This is a genomic window from Cyanobacterium sp. Dongsha4 (assembly GCF_036345015.1).
In the GTDB taxonomy this organism is placed as follows: Bacteria; Cyanobacteriota; Cyanobacteriia; order Cyanobacteriales; family Cyanobacteriaceae; genus PCC-10605.
Genome location: NZ_CP084098.1, coordinates 553,893 through 572,838, shown reverse-complemented (window position 1 = coordinate 572,838; position 18,946 = coordinate 553,893). Strand labels below are relative to the sequence as shown.

At 34.1% G+C, this 18,946-nt stretch carries 18 protein-coding genes; 7 read left to right on the top strand and 11 right to left on the bottom strand.

The window, feature by feature from the left end; genetic code table 11:
• Window positions 1-41: 41 nt before the first annotated feature.
• From Dongsha4_RS02520 to speD, 3 genes are all read right to left on the bottom strand, one after another.
• Window positions 42-335 carry a hypothetical protein gene (locus Dongsha4_RS02520; RefSeq protein ID WP_330204192.1) on the bottom strand — a complete coding sequence of 98 codons (294 nt, stop codon included), beginning with the start codon at window positions 333-335 and terminating at the stop codon, window positions 42-44.
• Between the two features lie 595 nt (window positions 336-930).
• Window positions 931-1,842: a branched-chain amino acid transaminase gene (locus Dongsha4_RS02515; protein WP_330204191.1), complete on the bottom strand. Its 912-nt coding sequence runs from the start codon at window positions 1,840-1,842 to the stop codon at window positions 931-933.
• Between the two features lie 529 nt (window positions 1,843-2,371).
• Complete coding sequence (speD, locus tag Dongsha4_RS02510) at window positions 2,372-2,770, bottom strand: adenosylmethionine decarboxylase (RefSeq protein WP_041922424.1); 399 nt, start codon at window positions 2,768-2,770, stop codon at window positions 2,372-2,374.
• 796 nt (window positions 2,771-3,566) lie between these two features.
• Between speD and hpf the strand changes: the two genes are divergently transcribed.
• Complete coding sequence (hpf, locus tag Dongsha4_RS02505) at window positions 3,567-4,145, top strand: ribosome hibernation-promoting factor, HPF/YfiA family (RefSeq protein ID WP_330204190.1); 579 nt, start codon at window positions 3,567-3,569, stop codon at window positions 4,143-4,145.
• A gap of 244 nt (window positions 4,146-4,389) precedes the next feature.
• On the opposite strand, the gene secG is transcribed toward hpf, so the two are convergent.
• Window positions 4,390-4,620 (bottom strand): preprotein translocase subunit SecG, encoded by a 231-nt coding sequence (gene secG / locus Dongsha4_RS02500; protein WP_330204189.1) that lies wholly within the window; start codon window positions 4,618-4,620, stop codon window positions 4,390-4,392.
• Between the two features lie 68 nt (window positions 4,621-4,688).
• Window positions 4,689-5,942: a bifunctional sterol desaturase/short chain dehydrogenase gene (locus tag Dongsha4_RS02495; protein WP_425590775.1), complete on the bottom strand. Its 1,254-nt coding sequence runs from the start codon at window positions 5,940-5,942 to the stop codon at window positions 4,689-4,691.
• Between the two features lie 215 nt (window positions 5,943-6,157).
• Between Dongsha4_RS02495 and Dongsha4_RS02490 the strand changes: the two genes are divergently transcribed.
• Window positions 6,158-6,907, top strand: a complete 750-nt coding sequence (locus Dongsha4_RS02490; RefSeq protein WP_330204188.1) for a DUF1995 family protein — start codon at window positions 6,158-6,160, stop codon at window positions 6,905-6,907.
• Between the two features lie 59 nt (window positions 6,908-6,966).
• On the opposite strand, the gene pabB is transcribed toward Dongsha4_RS02490, so the two are convergent.
• From pabB to Dongsha4_RS02470, 4 genes are all read right to left on the bottom strand, one after another.
• A complete protein-coding gene (pabB, locus tag Dongsha4_RS02485) occupies window positions 6,967-9,261 on the bottom strand; it encodes an aminodeoxychorismate synthase (RefSeq protein ID WP_330204187.1) in 2,295 nt (764 codons plus the stop codon).
• A 274-nt stretch (window positions 9,262-9,535) separates the two neighbouring features.
• On the bottom strand, window positions 9,536-10,384 hold the full coding sequence (locus Dongsha4_RS02480) for a M56 family metallopeptidase (RefSeq protein WP_330204186.1): 849 nt from the start codon (window positions 10,382-10,384) through the stop codon (window positions 9,536-9,538).
• Between the two features lies 1 nt (window position 10,385).
• Window positions 10,386-10,808, bottom strand: a complete 423-nt coding sequence (locus tag Dongsha4_RS02475; RefSeq protein WP_155083864.1) for a BlaI/MecI/CopY family transcriptional regulator — start codon at window positions 10,806-10,808, stop codon at window positions 10,386-10,388.
• Between the two features lie 127 nt (window positions 10,809-10,935).
• Complete coding sequence (locus Dongsha4_RS02470; protein ID WP_330204185.1) at window positions 10,936-12,036, bottom strand: TRAP transporter substrate-binding protein; 1,101 nt, start codon at window positions 12,034-12,036, stop codon at window positions 10,936-10,938.
• Window positions 12,037-12,126: 90 nt separating this feature from the next.
• Between Dongsha4_RS02470 and Dongsha4_RS02465 the strand changes: the two genes are divergently transcribed.
• Entirely contained in the window at window positions 12,127-12,864 is a 738-nt protein-coding gene (locus Dongsha4_RS02465; protein WP_330204184.1) for an HAD family hydrolase, read from the top strand.
• 284 nt (window positions 12,865-13,148) lie between these two features.
• Here the strand turns inward: Dongsha4_RS02465 and Dongsha4_RS02460 are convergent, their stop codons facing one another.
• On the bottom strand, window positions 13,149-13,691 hold the full coding sequence (locus Dongsha4_RS02460) for a late competence development ComFB family protein (RefSeq protein ID WP_330204183.1): 543 nt from the start codon (window positions 13,689-13,691) through the stop codon (window positions 13,149-13,151).
• Window positions 13,692-14,033: 342 nt separating this feature from the next.
• On the opposite strand from Dongsha4_RS02460, the gene Dongsha4_RS02455 reads away from it, so the two are divergent.
• The 4 genes from Dongsha4_RS02455 (at window position 14,034) to pyrR (ending at window position 17,795) form a co-directional block, all read left to right on the top strand.
• Window positions 14,034-14,351, top strand: coding sequence for a DUF6825 family protein (locus tag Dongsha4_RS02455; protein ID WP_330204182.1), 318 nt, complete (start codon window positions 14,034-14,036; stop codon window positions 14,349-14,351).
• 221 nt (window positions 14,352-14,572) lie between these two features.
• Entirely contained in the window at window positions 14,573-16,264 is a 1,692-nt protein-coding gene (locus tag Dongsha4_RS02450) for an ABC1 kinase family protein (RefSeq protein WP_425590787.1), read from the top strand.
• 25 nt (window positions 16,265-16,289) lie between these two features.
• The gene (locus tag Dongsha4_RS02445) at window positions 16,290-17,105 is read left to right on the top strand and encodes a PP2C family serine/threonine-protein phosphatase (protein ID WP_330204180.1); all 816 of its coding nucleotides are present in this window, start codon (window positions 16,290-16,292) and stop codon (window positions 17,103-17,105) included.
• Between the two features lie 153 nt (window positions 17,106-17,258).
• Window positions 17,259-17,795, top strand: a complete 537-nt coding sequence (pyrR, locus tag Dongsha4_RS02440) for a bifunctional pyr operon transcriptional regulator/uracil phosphoribosyltransferase PyrR (RefSeq protein WP_190361635.1) — start codon at window positions 17,259-17,261, stop codon at window positions 17,793-17,795.
• Between the two features lie 25 nt (window positions 17,796-17,820).
• Here the strand turns inward: pyrR and Dongsha4_RS02435 are convergent, their stop codons facing one another.
• Entirely contained in the window at window positions 17,821-18,927 is a 1,107-nt protein-coding gene (locus tag Dongsha4_RS02435; protein ID WP_330204179.1) for a CARDB domain-containing protein, read from the bottom strand.
• Window positions 18,928-18,946 lie beyond the last annotated feature (19 nt).

The window sequence follows — 18,946 nt, the reverse complement described above, 5'->3', positions numbered from 1 at the left end:
GCTTTAGGGTAACAAAAAACATTCGGATCAAATTTGACTAATCAGAAACGATAATCTCGTTTTCGCTTTAAAGGAGGCAAAGGAGTTAAACTATTCCTGCTAGGTGGTAAATAGCGTCTAGTTCGAGACACGGCAGTTATTTTTTGAGGTTTTTTTGTTTGTAACCAACGCATAAATAAGCCTGTAGTGGCTATTAACAGACCTAACGATAAAAGAGTCCAACGTTCCTCAAATCCCCCTAAAATAGAATCCACAAAGCCCAATATAACAATAAAAGCAGAGATAGGTTCTTTGCGATATATTTTTTTTATTGAATGAGAAAGTGACTTTTTCATAGCTTTAATTTAACATCTTTACTTTAATTTTACTCACAATTTAAAACTTTATTTTATAGAAATAAAAGTTCATCTAATCTATCATCATATTGACAAGTTAATTAATATATTTCAAATATAGCAGTCTTAAATAATTTATGGATAATATCTTCTGCAACTCCGCTCAAACATAAAGATTCAGGATGTTAATACTATGTAAGTAACTTCAGATTAAGATAATAGCAACAAGTATAAGATTCTATTGCCTATATTTTTAAAATTCAGTATTTTGCTTTTAAGAAAATAATTAGATAGTCAATAAAGAAAGTTTTACAGCTATTTAATATCTTATCAAACTAAGAAAATTGAGTTATTTATTAACTATATCGAATCAGTATTTTTTGATTAATGTATAGTAAAAAAAATATAGAGAAAAGCAGGTTATAAAGGTAATTAGCAATTAACAATCAAAAAGCAATGGGTAATGAGCAAAGGAAGAATAAAGAATAATTAACTATTAATTTTTAATTTTATCCTCATTATTTCTAACTTTTGGCTCTTGATTTCTGCCCATTACTCATTATTTATTTAGTTCCCATATATTGAATATATAAAATTAAACATCAATTACGGTAATCCAATCTTTATAAATTGGATCTCTATTTTCAGTAATTTCGGTTAGTTTTTCTTTCAATTTCATGGTTATTTTTTTATCCGCAGGAAGATGATAATTTTCAACTCTTTTTACAGGAGTAATTTTTGCCGCAGTACCACATAAAAATACCTCATCAGCAATAAATAATTCTGTTTTATCAATTTCTCTTTCTTCTACTTCAATACCCAAATCTTTAGCAATAGTAACTATACTATCCCTAGTTATACCTTCTAAGATGTCTTGATCTACATTAGGGGTGATTAATTTATTATTTCTAACAATAAAAATATTCATTCCCGTGGCTTCGCAAACTTTTCCTTGAGAATTCATTAAAATTGCTTCATCAAAACCACTATCTACCGCCTCAGTTTTTGCTAAAGCAGAAGTAATATAAGCACCACTAATTTTACCCCGTAAAGGTAAACTACGGTCTTCCTGACGATACCATGAACTAATACGGCAACTAATACCATCAGGAGATAAATAATCTCCCATTTCTAAACCGTAAACGAAAAAGTTTTTTTCAATATTGTGTAATCTAGGGGCAATACCTAAATCTGAAGTGTAAACAAAAGGGCGAATATAGAAGGGTTTACTTGGTTTATTTTTACTAACAAAATCCTTAATTACAGTCTTTATCTTATCCGCAGATAAATTATAGTGTAAGTATCTAGCACTGTTGCTTAAACGACGACAATGACGATCTAAGCGAAATAATAACACTTGGTGAGGATTTTGAGGATTAATTGTACCTCTCAAACCACCAAAAGCACCTGTACCATAGTGTAAGCCGTGAGTAGCGATAGAAATTTTTGCATCAGCAAAAGGAACAAACTGACCTTCAAAATAGGCTATTGGTAAAAAATCGGGCATGATTAACTATAAAAATATTTATTGATTCGATCGAAAATACAGATCCTTCAATAATATCATTAAATTCTATAATTTATCTGTTGATAACTCTATAGTTTTTTTATCCATACTTTAAAGCATCATATTTATTTGGCTATTTTCCACTTATCAGCTAAGATAATCAAGGAAATATAGCATAAATTACTTGCAATTCTCTATCAGAAAAATAAGTATCTCATAGCGTCTTTTTGTCACTTAAACAAAAGAATAGAACACTTATTAGAACTAATTAAAGAAATGGAAAATAATAAATTAAAATACCATCAATACTTTTTTCATCGAACTCAGGTTTGATTATAGGTGAAGAGTTTATAAATCAAAATACCTGTCTCAATTATTGGCTTTTTTGATGTACTTAATTTTGGTTTTCCCTCAAATATGGAAAGTCCCGTGATTGTTTGACTATTTAAAGAGCCATAAGGAGATTTTTTTTTTCGAGAACAGTTAATTAATTTGAGGGAGAAAAATCAAAACACTAAATTACGTTTGTTTAAGCTGTTACTAACTCTTCAAACATATTAGTGGTGTTTTGAGAAGCAAAGACTTCGGGGAAACCTCTGTCAATTTCTCTCATAGTGGCTTGTTTAGCTTCTAATGCCGTTTGTAGAACTTTCATGGCTTCTTTGGGTTGACCTTGACCACAGAAGAATAAGTCTGCGGCAAAATAACCGTATTCAGGCCAGGTATGAATAGCAATATGAGATTCTGCTAAAGTAACAGTCGCTGTAACCCCGTGGGGACTAAATTGGTGTACACATATATCTATTAAAGTGGCTTTTCCAGCTTCAATTGCATCTAACAAGCCTTGACGGATTCTTTCAGGACTATTTAAAAGATCTGCGGGTGCTTGCCAAGCATCAACGACTAAATGTGTACCCACCTTGTTCATTCTTCTCAACTCACTCCATACTGTTTTTGCTAATAGGGACAATTGATTTTAAGGATTCTTTGCTATTACGTTTCAACGTCCTAATATATGTTTTTTTGTTTTTTGCTAGATATATTAGGTTAAGATAATGTAAAGAAAAAATCACTCAACTAACTAGCATAGACAATATAAGTGAAAAGTGTCAAGAGTTTTGAATAATTGATTATTGCTTAATTTGATCGCAAAGTCGGTGGGTAAATTTCAATGTTTTATTGCTGGTTGATTTTGGTGCGATCGCACTAGAACTTACTGGGACTTATTATCTAAAACACATCTTCCTTTATATACCTACTACCTACATTCACATCTACTCCATTATCCCCCATTAAAGCAGATTTCAGAAAAGTTAAAGGACAAAAGGCAAAGACATAAAAACTTTAATTTTGAGAGAAACATTATTTACATAACTTTACCAAATTTCAGCAAAAATGAATATAAATTAAAAATAAGTGTTTTTTAGATAACAAAAGTGCTAACCTATAAAATATAAGAGAAATAAGAGGGGGTTAGAAAAAAATTAGGCAAGAACTAGAGTGAGAAAAAGGTTTTATTTAGAGTATGATAAAATAGCAAGAAAAGGATTATTTTTTCTTGTTTAAATTCTCAAGATTCTTATGCTTATTTATTTTATATAAGTGTCTCTTTTCCTTGAAATAGAAAGACAAAAGTGGCTAATTTTGAGAAAAGCTAACAACGCTTTGGTTAACTAAAAATCAAAAGTGAGATTACTGATCGCTTAAGAAATGGAGTATTGATTATGAAATTATTAATCCAAGGAAACAATATCGAAGTTACTGAATCTATTCATGATTATGTTGAGGAAAAATTAGAAAAAGCAGTCAAACATTTTCAAAATTTAGCGACAAAAGTAGATGTTCATTTATCCGTCGCGCGTAATGCTCGTATCAGTAATAAGCACAAAGCGGAAGTCACGGTATATGCCAATGGGACAATAATTCGAGCTCAAGAACATAGTGAGAATTTATATGCAAGTATTGATTTAGTTTCTGACAAAATTACTCGTCAATTGCGCAAGTATAAAGAACGTAATCTTGCTAAAAAAACTCATACTGCTGAGAAAACTTCAGACGCAGTAGAAGAGAAAACCGTTGAAACTGATTTAATAGGCGATCGCAAACCTGAATTACCCTCAGAGGTCGTGCGAATGAAATATTTTGCCATGACACCTATGACCATTGATCAAGCCTTAGAACAATTACAGTTAGTAGATCACGATTTTTATATGTTCCGCAATGAAGAAACAGGAGAAATCAACGTTATCTATCAACGTAATCATGGCGGTTATGGTGTGATTCAACCTCGCAACCCTAACTAGAGGTTAAATAGTCTCGTCAAGATATTGTTGCTTCTTGTCTAATAGGGTTAGGAATTAGGAGTTAGAGTTAGGAATCAAATTTTCTTGTCTTTACCCCGAATCCCTCTCCCTGCGGGAGAGGCAAGACTTTTTTTCTAATAATTGATCAATATAGTAATTAGATTTTTTCTACTGCAATAAAACCGTTGCTCGTTGTTTTTTACTACTCTCACCCAGATAAAGTTATGCTATTCCTGAGTATAAATTAGTTTAACCAACCTGCGCTGAGAACTACTGTTAGACTGATAAAAGTAAGGCTAAGAATCCAAGTCACACGATTGAGGGTAGCTTCTGCACTTTTTGTGCTACTAAACAACTGAGCCTGTCCGCCAATTCCTCCTAAACCGTCACCTTTAGGGGAATGTAATAAAACGAGAAGAATTAATAAGGATGCCGACACAAGCCAAATAATTTGCACTAATTGATATACTGTCATAATTTATTTTGATTTTTTATGGACTTTAATTATTATAGTGAGATCTCGTCGGTGAAAATGCTTTTCTTCTAGCGAGTGAACCAGCGAAAATAGTTCGCAGTGGTAAATTCTTTGATGGGGAAAAGTATATAAGTTAAAGGATTAATGGTCACAATTATATCTCTAAAGTCCCGCACCGCTAAATTCACAATTTGTTGTGCTACCCATTCTGCAGACATTATACCAATGGGATTAAGGTTACTTTTAAAAGGGCCAAGAATTAGCTTTCTAATGATGCAGGGGGCATTAACTCTTTTCATGGTTACTAATTCTCCCATCGTACGTTTACTCATTTCGTAAAGTGGGCTAAAAGCAGGATTAACTTCTGCTTCAGATGTGTTGACCCAAATTTCTTTTGTGGCTTTATCTTGATTGGTTTTAACGGTATCTAAAAATAATTCCATTAGTCGCCACCCTGAAAAAGTATTAATTTCATAGGATTTTTCTATGGCTTCTGCACTTTTTTCTCCATGAACATTAATGCCGTGATTGATGATTAAAATATCTGTTTTTGTCAAAAGTTGGTTTAATTCTGATTCTCTTCCAATTTGCCAAGTAACAGTTTTGATGGGAATTTGTTGATTTCTTACATTAATAAATAGTTCTTTTTCCTGAGAGGTTAAAGCGGTAATTTTTGCACCTTTTAAGTATAGTTGTTTAATTAACGCCTGTCCTAGTGTACCATTTGCTCCAGTGACGATTACTTTTTTTCCTTTCAATGATAAAGCAGTCCCCATGATGCGATCAATAACGGTAATAGTACCGCAAAAATAGGCATTTTGATCATCGAAATGGTGGCGCCAATGGTAGGGGCGGTTAACAAACAGATTAGCGGGAATATTGGTAAAATCTCCTTGGCGGTGAGTTACATCGGTAATAGCATCAGCATAGGGAACTCCCAAACCACGAGCGATCGCACCTGCGGTAAATGTTAATGTATAAAAAGATCCTGTCCAAACTAACCATTGATAATCTGGATTAATCCATTGTGCTTGAATAACAGTAAAAGCATAAATAAAGCTAAATGTCAACATTACTAAGGATTCTGGTAAATCGTTATACCAGTTTGCCTGACGATAAATAGCTTCACTATTAACAGATAAATCGGGTTTAAAAATACGGTGATGCCATGAATGAAGACGATATAAGGGTTGCCACACATGAGCGAGAAAATGATATACGTCTCTAATTAATTCTACCCAAATGACAGAACAAACTGCGATCGCTAATGGTATAACTATTGCAAATACTTCGGTATAACCCATTGAATTATTAATGACCATGTATTGAATTATAATGATTTTAATTGCTCAAAACCATACTATTATAAGTTAGTTTACACCTAGCTTGATCTCAGTATTCAAACCTTATGGTAGCAAGTTTCAGGTTAAATATTGAGAAACAAGACTTTATGAGAATTTTACGATCTCTCACCCTAAATAATGGTATTTTTACCATAAATCACATAATGATTATTTTGCATTTTTAAGAAATACTTATGACTGTTACTGTTATCCCTCAATCTATTGAAGAAGCTATTATTCAAGCAAAATCAGCGTTAAAAATTGCCCTTGAAAGTGGTTGTACTCGCATCACTATTGATTTAGTTATTCCTGAAATTGCCTTAAAAGCTCAATATTTAGCTCAAGAATTTGCAGATTTTTTCTCTGAATATGGTGCAGGATTGAAATTATTTTTTCCTGATACAGGGGCGGCGGCTTTGGCAAGGAGAGATTGGGGAGAGACGGAATTTCAGGTAACAGATATTGGCAGTAGTCGTAGTCCTATTGAAAGAAAAGTTAGCGATACAGATCAAGTTTTTTTGATAATTTCTCCTTCGGCAGTGGAGGTTAATTTAGTGGAAAAATTATGTAACATAGCAGGCGATCGCCCTGTTATTTTATTAATTCCTCAATTAGAGGATGTTTCCATTGTGGGTATTGGTTATGCGGCTAGACAGTTAAGGGAAAGATTTATTCGTATTCTCGAATCTGCTTATTATTTTCGCCCCTTAGAATCGGCAGTAGTGTTAAGAAGCTATCCTCAATTATGGCAGGTATGGCAACAAAATGAAGAAAATGAAGACTATGAGTTAATCGCCGAAGTTGCTCAAAAGCCTTTAGGGGAAAATCTTGATCGCATTTTGCAAGGTCAAACGGAGGATGATTCTAATAATAACACACCTTCTCCCTCTGCTTCTGGCTTGTTTGCTTCTCTTAAAAGTTTCCTCAAAGCCTTAAATAATTAGATAGGGGCTTGGGATGTTGGGGAGAAGAGGGGATGAGAAGTTTCTATTAACTCTGAACATTATTTCTTGTTCACTTTTAAAAATAGTGCGGCATTGAGTAGGGCTTGGGCTTTTAACATGGTTTCTGCAAATTCTAATTCGGGGGAAGATAAATAAGTAATTGCACCCCCAACACCGATGGCAGTTTTTTCTGGAGTTATAATAGCAGTACGAATAACTATGTTTAAGTCCATCGTGCCGTTAAGGGCTAAAAATCCGATGCAACCTGAATAAATGCCCCTTGCTTCTGTCTCTAAATCGTCAATAATTTCTAAAGTGCGTTTCTTTGGTGCTCCAGTCATTGAACCACCAGGGAAACAAGCCTTAATACAATCTGTGGTTTTGATTCCTTCTTTGATTTTTCCTTTGACTGTGGACACCATTTGATGTACTGTACTATAAGATTCGATCGCCATTAACTTAGGAACAGTGACACTGCCCACTTGACAAACTTTGCCTAAATCATTGCGTAATAAATCCACAATCATAAGGTTTTCTGCTTGTTCTTTTTCGCTACACTTTAACTGATTTTTTAGCTGTTCATCTTCATCTTTAGTTTTTCCCCTTTTTACCGTACCTTTTATCGGTTTTGATTCTAAATTTCCCTGTTTATCCAGATGTAAAAAACGCTCAGGAGAGCAAGAAACAATACTTAAATCATTAAATCTAAAAAAACAACTATAAGGAGCAGAGTTTTTTGTTCTTAAGTAATAATAAAAATCTAATGAATTATCAATAGTAGGTAAATAAAGATGGTTTGTAAGGCAAATTTCATAACTTTCCCCTAGTCTTATTTTATGTAAAGATGATTGTATATTTCTCAAATACTCTTGTTCATTTCTACTCAAATAAATCGATAAGTCACTATATTTCTTATTATAAAAATTGTCATTGCCATTATCATTATTCGCCTTGAATATATTATTTACATTCTCTTGCTTAGAATATTTACCTGTATTTGAATTATCTTTTTCACCAGAGACGTTTGAATTAACATCATATGAAATATCTGCTTTTTCAGGAGAGTTTTTTAATTGAAGATTAGAAGATTTTTCCCATGATTGATTATCATCATAGTGATGTAATAAAAATAGTTTTTCTGCTATATCTTTAAACCAGTTATTAGCTTTTTGTTCAGAATTTTCTTTTCCTAAATAAACTAAATAAATATGCTTGTCTAAATGATCAAAAACTATCATCCTATCTGCAAAAATAAATTGAGCATCAGGATAAGAAGATATATGTTTATTTTGATACCCACATAACGCTTTTAATTCATAACCAAAATAACCAACAAATCCCCCATTAAAGTTAAAGGGTAGATCTAAATCATCATTACCATATTGGTCTAAATATTGTTGTAAAAAATCAAAAATATTATTTTGAATTATCTTTTTTTCTTCTTTTTTAAACTTAATTATGGTATTGCTATTAACATCATAACTAATAAAAAAACTATTTTCCCCTTCGCAATCTCCCATATAAGAGAATCGAGATAAACCCTCAGCTACCATGCTACTATCTAACCAAAAACTAGGACTTGAGTCTTGATATAAATGCTCAAAAACAATTTCGGAATCAATATAAAAATCTAATTTTTTACTAAATAACTTGAATTTAGCCTTTTTTTTATTATTGTCTATGCTCTCATTTAAAATTATTTTGTCTCCTAGATTTTGAAAGCTATTTAACTTGATATTTTTTTCATCTTTATTGTGAGATAAATAATATTTTTCTGAGAGAATATTAAAGTTTGTTAATAGTTGCTTACCATATTCTGAGCAAATGGATTCAGGGTGAAATTGCACACCCCAAAAAGGTTTTAATTTGTGTTTTATACCCATAATTAAATTATCTTCAGTATGGGCTATTATTTCTAAATTAAAAGGAAAATTGGCAGGATCATTCGCAATTAATAAAGAATGATAGCGAACTACAGAAAAAGGAGAAGGAATACCATCAAAAATACTATTACTATTATGGTAAACTTTGCTAATTCTACCGTGATAAGGCTCTGGTGCTTCAGTTATTTGAGCATCATAATAATATCCTAATCCTTGATGTCCCAAACAAATACCTAAAATGGGAATATTTGAGTTTAATAAAATATCTTGACAAACACCAAAATCTTCTCTATTTTTTGGATTACCTGGCCCCGGAGAAATAATGACATTATCAAAATTATTATCTTTAATTTCTCCCCAAGATAATTGATTATTAGTTATGACAATCGGTTTTTCTCGATTTATTTCCGCAACTAATTGATATATGTTATAGGTAAAAGAATCATAATTATCAATAATTAAAGTTCTCATAAAAGTTGTTACAAAACAGTGCTTTAAAGCGTCAATTATTTTACTCTCGTCTTCAGCCTATCTCCTAGAAGGCAAGGGAAATTTTTTCTAACAATTTCTTATTTAAGAATGTTATGTATAGGGTTTATTAAAACTAAGTCAGCAAAAGTTTGCAGTTACCCCTTTAGGGGTTTCAAATCTTTGATAGATAGGGTACGAACTTTTTACTATCTTATGAGGTACAGCTTTTTATACTACTATTACCTATTTCCCTATAAAGAAAATTGCTATATATTTAACAAGGATTATGAAAAGGGAAAAATAGCCAAGGAATAAAAATAAATAATAACCAGACTATTTCTAAATAATTATTGTTAGCAAGGTCTTCTTTTTCTGCCATTAAATTATCAATTCTGGCTTGTAAACGATTATCGTAAAATGTACATTGTAGGTTGTGATTAAATTCAGAAGGTAGCGTCATTATAGATGATGTAACTTGTATTAGAGATTCTGCTATTAAAAGATAATCAACTTTTTTTGCCGCAATTTGATCCGCTCTTAATTCTCTCAATAATATTAAGTTATCCCAAAGTTGTTCATTATTAGGTAAACAAAAACCTAATTTTTTCAGATAAAATAGCCAGAAAAATAAAAAAGGATCTCGACATTTTTTATGGGCAGATTCATGAGCTATAACTGCTAATAAGTGTTCTTGAGAAAGTAGTTTGATTAACCCTTGACTTAAAACTAATTGGGAGTTCCAAAAACCTATCTGTGCGGCATAGGGAAAATCTGTTTCTAGGAGTTTAAACTGATAATTATTAATTTTTTGATCTGAACACTGTTGCAAAATTGACCAAGTTTTAAGATGATCTAATGTATTTTTAACGAAGGTGAATAAAGCATAAATTAAGAAGCTAACAGATAAATAATAGCTCAATTTACTAGCTTTTATTCCCCACATTTCTCCTTGATAACCCATACAAATAATAGCAATACAGGTCATCAATAAAATTAAAGTAGGAAAGGCGAATAAAAATAAAGATAAGCCCCATTTTTGCTGATATTTTTTACTAGCAAATTGGCTTAATATTCTCAGACCATAGGCTAATAATAAACTGGTAAGAATTAATAATAAGTGCATTTTATGGTTTCTCCTTTCTTTGTTTTCTGACTTCTGCTAAACGAGTGGCGATCGCCTCTATTTGTTCTATACTTGCAGTATCTAAGCTATCAGCAAAAGAAGCAACTACTTCTGGGTTACTAATGGCTAAAAAGTTATGTAATTGTTCATAGGATTGTACTGCTTGGGCTTGTTCACGGGAAATTAAAGGATACCAGAAAAACGCTCTACCCTTCTTTTTGTGAGTTAACCAGCCTTTTTTTGTTAGTCTTTGCAATACTGTCATAACTGAAGCATAGGCTAATTCTCTGTCGGGATCTGATAAAATGCGATCGTGTATATCCTTAGCACTGGCACAGCCCAAATCCCAGATAATTTCTAAGATTTCTTGCTCTAGGAATCCTAAAGACAATTTTTGTGGTCGGTATTTTGGTAAAAAAGACATTTGATTCAATGAATAATTAATTTAGATTCGGAGTTAGGAGTTCAGAATTACAATAATAAATACCATTGCCCGTTGCCTGTTCCCTATTGCCTACCTTAACCGACAATTTTATATCGAAATTTAGGTTCTATTTAGGGTTAACAAAGTTGGCAAAACTCAATTCATTAATACTGTTCCATTGTAAAATACCCTTTCTAAATTCTAACCATGATTGGTAAATTTCTTTAAAAGTAGGGTTTTGTTGAGCATTACTTTCATACAATTCAAAGGATATTTTTTCGGCTTGTTGAAGAATATCTTGAGGAAAAGGAACTAATTTTGTGCCTCCTTTAATGAGAGATTTTAAGGCTTGTTGATTGACAAAATCGTAGTGAGCCAACATAGTAATATTGCTTTCTCTAGCGCAGACTTCCATCATATTTTGATACTCTGTGGGCAATTTTTCCCAAGCCGATTTATTTATTAGGATTTCCAAAGAAGGACCAGGTTCCCACCATCCGGGATAATAATAGTATTGAGCAACCTTGTTTAAACCTAATTTTTCATCATCATAGGGGCCTACCCATTCTGCCGCATCGATCGCACCTCTGTCCAGAGCTAAAAAAACTTCACCTCCCGGAATATTTTGAACAGTTACCCCTAACTTACCCATTACCTCCCCTCCTAAACCAGGAATACGCATTTTTAAACCTTTTAAATCCGCCAGAGATTTGACTTCCCTTTTAAACCATCCCCCCATTTGTGCTCCCGTATTTCCTGCAGGAAAGTTGATAATATTAAAATCACTGTAAACTTTTTGCATGGCTTCTAAACCGCCACCATAGTACCACCAAGCATTATGTTGCCCTGCTAATAATCCAAAAGGGATACCTGTGCCAAAAGCAAGAGCCGAGTTTTTACCAATATAATAATAACTGGCAGTGTGTCCACATTCCACCGTACCATTTTGCACTGTATCTAATACCTCCAACCCCGGCACAATTTCTCCCGCCGCATAAGGAGTAATTTGGAATTTTCCACTACTCATGGCCTTGAGGCGATCGCACAAACCCACTACAGCCCCATAAATAGTATCCAAAGATTTAGGCCAACTCGTCACCATGCGCCATTTTATTTCAGGTAAACTATTAGCCGTAACCGAAGAATTATTTTGACTTTGACAAGAAACCAACGTTGCTGAAGTTACCGCACTAATTCCTGCATTAGTTAAAAATTGTCTTCTTTGCATATATTTGATTAAATAATTATTTGATTGTCCTTAAAAAATATCATCTTAAAGAAATTAATTAATCATAAAATCATAAAATAAAAAATCATCATGATAACGATACGTTGTAATCAACATTTATTTCACAACATAGAAGCAATTATTTTTGACAAAGATGGTACTCTAGCAGACTCAGAAAAATTTTTACGGGAATTAGCACATAAAAGAGCTCGTTTGATTGATGCAAATATACCCGGGACTTATGAACCCCTCTTAATGGCTTTTGGAGTAGAACAAAACTATCTTAACCCCACAGGTTTAATGGCAGTAGGTAGTAACAAAGAAAACCAAATTGTAGCGGCTGGATATATTGCAGAAACTGGAAAAAGTTGGTTTGAAGCCCTAGAAATATCCTCCGAATGTTTTGAAAATGCTGAAAAAGCCTTTCCCACCAGAGGCTTAACTTCACCTTTGTTTGCTGGGAGTTTAGAAGTCTTAGAAATGTTATCAAAAAAAGGCTTAAAAATAGCTATTTTGTCCGCCGACACTACTCAAGGAGTCAAAGATTTTGTTGAAAATCACCAACTTTCGCCCTACATAGATTTTATCATGGGTGTTGATGGTGGTCTTTCCAAACCCGACCCTCGCCTCTATTTACAAACCTGTCAGCAGTTAGGAGTAAATCCCCTAAATACTCTCATGGTGGGAGATTCTCAAGGAGACATTGCCATGGCAAAAAACGCCCAAGCAGGTGGGGTTATTGGTATCTGTTGGAAATATCCCCACGCAACCCATTTAAACAGTGCTGATGTGGTTATCAGTGATTTAGCACAAATAAAAATTGCCTAAATTCAACCTGAGTTCGGAGTTCGGAGTAAAAACTTAGGTGTATTGATAAAAATATATAGATAAATTTATTTTACATCTTTTTTTTCTAAGTTTAATAGTTGTTATCGGCATAATACAGAGTTAATATTCCCTCTCAATGCCTTACTCCACAAGGTTTTTTATCTCGAACATAGGTTAACACTAACCTTAACTTCTACTTATTACTTATTATCCACTTACTCAGCTTCGGCTAAACTCCATACCTGCAACCTGCAACCTGAAACCTCTTTTCTAAACCCAAATCCCTAATTATTTCCTTCGTATAGAGAGGCTTGTGACTGTAACAGTTTACTTACTTGTTCAAAAACTCCCCCTGTTACCCCAGTCTTGTTAATTGCTTGTCTTTCAGGGTAGAATGAGGGGCGATCGAGATATAAAGCAATAGCCTGTTCAACCTGTTCTAAAATTAAGCCGTTTAATTCTTCTTTGGCTTTTTTTCTTTGAAAGTCCGCCCCTTCTTCCGTGGTAGCATAGAGGGGAGGTAAACGATTCAAAGCATAGGCGGAAATATCTCCCACATCCAACAATGTATCGCTAGTGGTTTCAATTTCTGCGACTCTACTGATTACTTCACTGACTACAAGTTCTTCCATAACATTGATGAATTGTTTTTTAGGAGTGGCAGTAATTTCTCCTGTCAATAATGCTCCCATCAACTTATCTAAAGCCTTGTATTCTTCAGCAGAAAGTTCTCCAGAAGCATCGCATAATCTACCAACTTCTGCCTCCATAGAAGGAGTGAGATAGCCCGTTTCTAATGCCTGTTCGACAATTTTTTCAATATCCATGAAACTTTGATAATTATTAAGATACCGATAATATTCTAATACTATTTGCTCAAGGAGATATAACCAAAAAAATCATCCCTTAATCTGGGTGATGGTATGTGATAAATAAGAGTTATAGAGTAAAGAGCTAGAGGTAAACACCCCTTTATTCCCAAAAGGCAAAAGTGTTTAATTAACAATAACTCTAACGCCCTAATTCCCTCAAACCCTAATAACCCAAAACCCTGAACTCACCTGTTGATTATTTTAATGAGAGAAAGAATAGTTCAAAATAATCTCAACGGAATCTGAAAATCTCAGATATAATTTGTTAAAAACCATTAAGAAATATTAACATTACCAATGACTAACCCAATTAATGATTTTTATTATCTCAGCAAAGCCTTAACTGAGGTTTTAACAGAAAAAGCAGAAGATAGTCTAACTCATATTCTCAGTGATATTGGTAAGTTTGATGCAGAGACTAGGCAGAGATTACAAGAATTTGCTCAAGAAGTCAAAGCAAGAGCAGAAAAGGCAAAACAACAATCTGGTAATACTAATACCACTATCACGGTAGAAGCTAATACAGAGGTGGATTTACAGGAATTGTTAGATGAATTAAGAGCCGAAATTGCTCGTTTAAAAGCAGAATTGAATAATTATCGTCAAAATAAGTGAGATTCTTAGGAAGAAATATTCGATGGGCAAGTTTTAGGGATTAATAATGTATTCGTCTCTGGATTTGTTCTAAATTTAATTTTTTCTGGTTTCTTTTAAGATTGAAAATAAAGTCAATAAATTTTTTTAGTAAAACTTTCATAAAATAACAATCAGTGTCTTCAGCTTACTCTAATACAGAAAAATACTTACAATCTAGCCCCGATTTTGCTTCTGTTAATGTGAAGCCTAAATTAGAAAAAGGGAAAAAAACTTATCGTTGGAATCGCAGTAATTATTCCCGTTTGCGTCGTCGTGTTGATATTTGGACTTTTGTGTTAATCCTTTTGTTTAAACTATGGCGTAACAGCAAAAAATGGACTTATGCTAATGGTTATACAGAGGAGAAAAGAAGCGCCCGTCGTCGCATTCAGGCGGCATGGATTAGGGAAAATTTACTGGAGTTAGGTCCTACTTTTATTAAGGTAGGTCAATTGTTCTCTACCCGTGCAGATATTTTTCCCGTCGAATATGTGGACGAGTTGTCTAAGTTACAGGATCGAGTTCCTGCCTTTAGTTTTGAACAGGTGCGATCGATTATTGAGAAGGATTTAGGGAAGCCTTTAGAAGATTTATTCCTCAGTGTTGATCCTACTCCCTTGGCGGCGGCTAGTTTAGGACAGGTGCATAAGGCACAGTTAAAATCAGGGGAAGAAGTGGTAATCAAAATTCAACGCCCCGGATTACCCCAATTATTTACTATTGATTTAGGGATTCTTAAGCAAATTACTCGCTATTTTCAAAATCATCCCCGTTGGGGTAAGGGTAGAGACTGGTTAGGGATTTATGAAGAATGTAGTCGTATTCTTTGGCTAGAAACGGATTATTTGAATGAGGGGCGCAATGCAGATACTTTTCGCCGTAATTTTCGGGGAGCGAATTGGGTTAATGTTCCTAAAGTTTATTGGCGTTATACTTCTCCTAGAGTCTTGACTTTGGAGTATATGCCGGGGATTAAGATTAGTCATTATGAAGCTCTTGAAGCGGCAGGGCTCGATCGCAAAATTTTGGCAAGATTAGGGGCAAAAGCCTATTTACAGCAGTTGTTGAATGATGGTTTTTTCCATGCTGATCCTCATCCGGGTAATTTAGCTGTAGCTCCCGATGGTGCTTTAATCTTTTATGATTTCGGCATGATGGGGCATATTAAAACCAATGTCAAAGAAAAGTTGATTGAGATGTTATTCGGGATTACGGAAAAAAATGCCGATCGCGTCGTTTCTGCTTTGGTGGATTTAGAGGCTTTATCTGTTACAGATGATCCAGGTCCAGTGCGCAGGTCAATTCAGTTTATGTTAGATAACTTTATGGATAAGCCTTTTGAGGAACAATCCATTAATCAAATTAGCGAGGATTTATTTGAAATCGCTTATGATCAACCTTTCCGCTTTCCTGCTACTTTCACTTTTGTGATGAGAGCTTTTTCTACTTTAGAGGGAGTGGGCAAGGGATTAGATCCAGAATTTAACTTTATGGAAGTAGCGCAACCTTTCGCTTTACAAATTATGTCAGAATTTAGTAATGATGGTGGTAAGTCATTGTTTGATGAATTAAGTCGTCAGGCAGTGCAAGTAAGCAATACTGCTTTAGGTTTACCCCGACGCTTAGAAGATGCCATCGAAAAATTAGAACGGGGAGATATTCGCATTAGGGTTCGTTCCCAAGAGTCCGATCGCCTTTTACGACGTATTGCAGGGATGCAGATGGCTACTAATTATAGTCTATTTGTGGGAGCTTTGATTTTATCTGCTACGATACTAATTGTTAACGGATTATGGCAAATTGCGATCGCAGTTTTTGTTTTAAGTATTTTTCCCTCTGTATCTTTGTTCCGTTTATTGAGACAATTAGATAGATTAGACCGTAAACTATAAATATTAGTATCAATTAATTGACCGTATGAAATGTACATCTATTGGGTTAACTGATCCGGGGTTAGTTAGACCCTACAACCAAGATAACCACTATACAGACCCCGAAGGACGTTTTTTTATCCTTGCCGATGGTATGGGAGGTCATGCTGGAGGGGAAGAAGCCAGTCGTATTGCCGTAGAAGTTATTAGAGAATACCTAGAAGCTAATTGGGATGCGCCTATAGACTCTTATGATTTGATGGAAAAGTCAATTTATCAGGCAAATGAAGGCATTTTAGAGGATCAAGTGCTTCATCCCGAAAGAGCAGACATGGGAACAACTCTTGTGTTAATTCTGTTTAGAGAAAATGAAACATGGCGAGCCCACGTGGGAGATTCCCGCCTTTATCGTTGGCGTAATGGGGAGTTAAATCAAATTACCCTCGATCATACTTGGATCTCTCAAGCGATTAGGGCAGGAGAAATTACCCCAGAAGATGCAAAATATCATCCTTGGAGACACGTTCTTTCTCAGTGTTTGGGACGTAGAGACTTATACGAAGGTATTGATATACAAAAAATGGATGATGTCCAAAACGGCGATCGCTTCTTGCTTTGTAGCGATGGTTTAACCGAAGAAGTACCCGACGATTTGATTAACAAATCCTTACAAGAAGTAGAAAATTTAGAACAAGCGGCTAAAACTCTCATTCAAAACGCTAAAGACGGAGGGGGTTCAGATAATATCACAGTGGTTCTTATATCAGTGGAAGGAATACAAGGTCAATCCAGTGAGCAAATAGAAACCCCATCAAAGGAAGAAACTGAAAATAAGTCAACAGATGAAAGTGAGAATCCATAAGTCAATCAATATTGATCAGATTTCAGGTATATGAGGTATTGGGCAGATAAGGGGATTTATTTAATTCTTTATTCAATTTACACCTGATACCTAAACAACTCATCACTTCCTTATGTTCTAAATCCATAAACTCAAATGTAATCTATCTAAATAATGGCTCGTCAAATAATAGAAATACTTTCGGCAGACGAAATACGTCGTACTTTAATTCGTTTAGCTTCACAAATAGTCGAGGAAGCCCCAGATTTATCTCAAGTTGTCCTCTTGGGTATTTATACAAGGGGTGTTCCTTTGGCTTATCTATTAGCCAATCAGATAGAAATGATTGAACAAGTTAAGGTGGCAGTTGGTGCGCTAGATATAACTTTTTTTCGAGATGATTTAGACCAAATCAAAACCAGAACGCCTCAGAAGACTGAAATACCCTTTGATTTGACGGGTAAAACCGTAATTTTGGTGGATGATGTGATTTATAAGGGAAGAACCATTAGAGCCGCTTTAAACGCTGTTACAGAGTATGGCAGACCAGAAATTATTAAATTGTTAGTTTTAGTTGATCGAGGTCATCGACAAGTACCTATTCACCCTGACTTCATCGGTAAAGCTCTACCTACCGCTAAAGAGGAAAAAGTAAAAGTTTATTTAGATGCGATCGATGGTAAAGATGCCGTAGAATTGATCAAGTTATAATCTTTATCTGAAACCTGCCCAAAGATTAAACAGGGGAAATAGAAACCTCAAGAGTCAATATATTGTTATTTTCATTAGCTTCTAAAATCAAATTGTCTGGGTCTGCAATAATATTTATAAGGTTTTTTCCTGTTTTCAGTTTAATCTGGTCTTTAGGAATATTGAATTGAAAAGAATTACCAGCACTTAACCAAGGAATGCGACAACCAATGTATGAGCTATATTGATTATTAGGAACTATGTGAATTTGAAGATTACTCACATCTAATAATCCTTGGTTAACAACAGTAAAAACAAGGTTATCATCAAGCCATACAGCATCCTTAATCGTTAAATCCGATTCAATTACTTCAACTTCTTGAAGGGGATAGATAATTAAACTATCAATACGGAGTAATTTGCTCATCTTATGTTCATGGTGTACGTGGCCACCCCAATTTTTTTCTGTACAAATACCATGTATATGTAAATTTTGGTTAGGTTGTGGTACTGTAACTAAGCCTGTTTTTGGTTCACTGGCATACATTCCAATTAATTGCCATGAATTTGCTTTACCCAAGTATTTCATTGGGTTATCAGTCTGTTCTTGATCAGCACAGTAAAAATGCTGTAATGATGTGTAGATATTATCTTCTGCACTAAAAATCTCATCAGAGACAAAATTCTTCATTCTTGCCCACTGCCACAAACATAACTTAGATGCAATGGTTAAAACAACCGATGACCATATTGACTTGATATATACACCATAATAACTAGCTTTGACACCGCATTGGTTAATTGATTGAGTGATAATTTCCGTCAGACTAGAATTAGTAATATTAAAGTTAGAAACATCGATTTCTATACCTTCTTCGTCAATGTCATTTGTGAAGCAAACATAAGGAAAATGATCTACTTCTGAAGTTGGGGATAAAGAATAAGTTTTACCATCAGTGGGGTTACATTTGTAGATGGAAGTTTTATTTTGCTCAAAATTAGGAAGAAAAACTAATTCACCGTTATCTGTTGCGGTAGTAGTACCTAAACCTAAAACAGTTCCCGATAAAGGGATGCGATTTATGGGTAAATGTTCATCTATATCACCCAAAATTAAATCTGTAATTGTATTTGCTACAAATAATTTTGCCATTATCTCTCCTTTGTCGTTT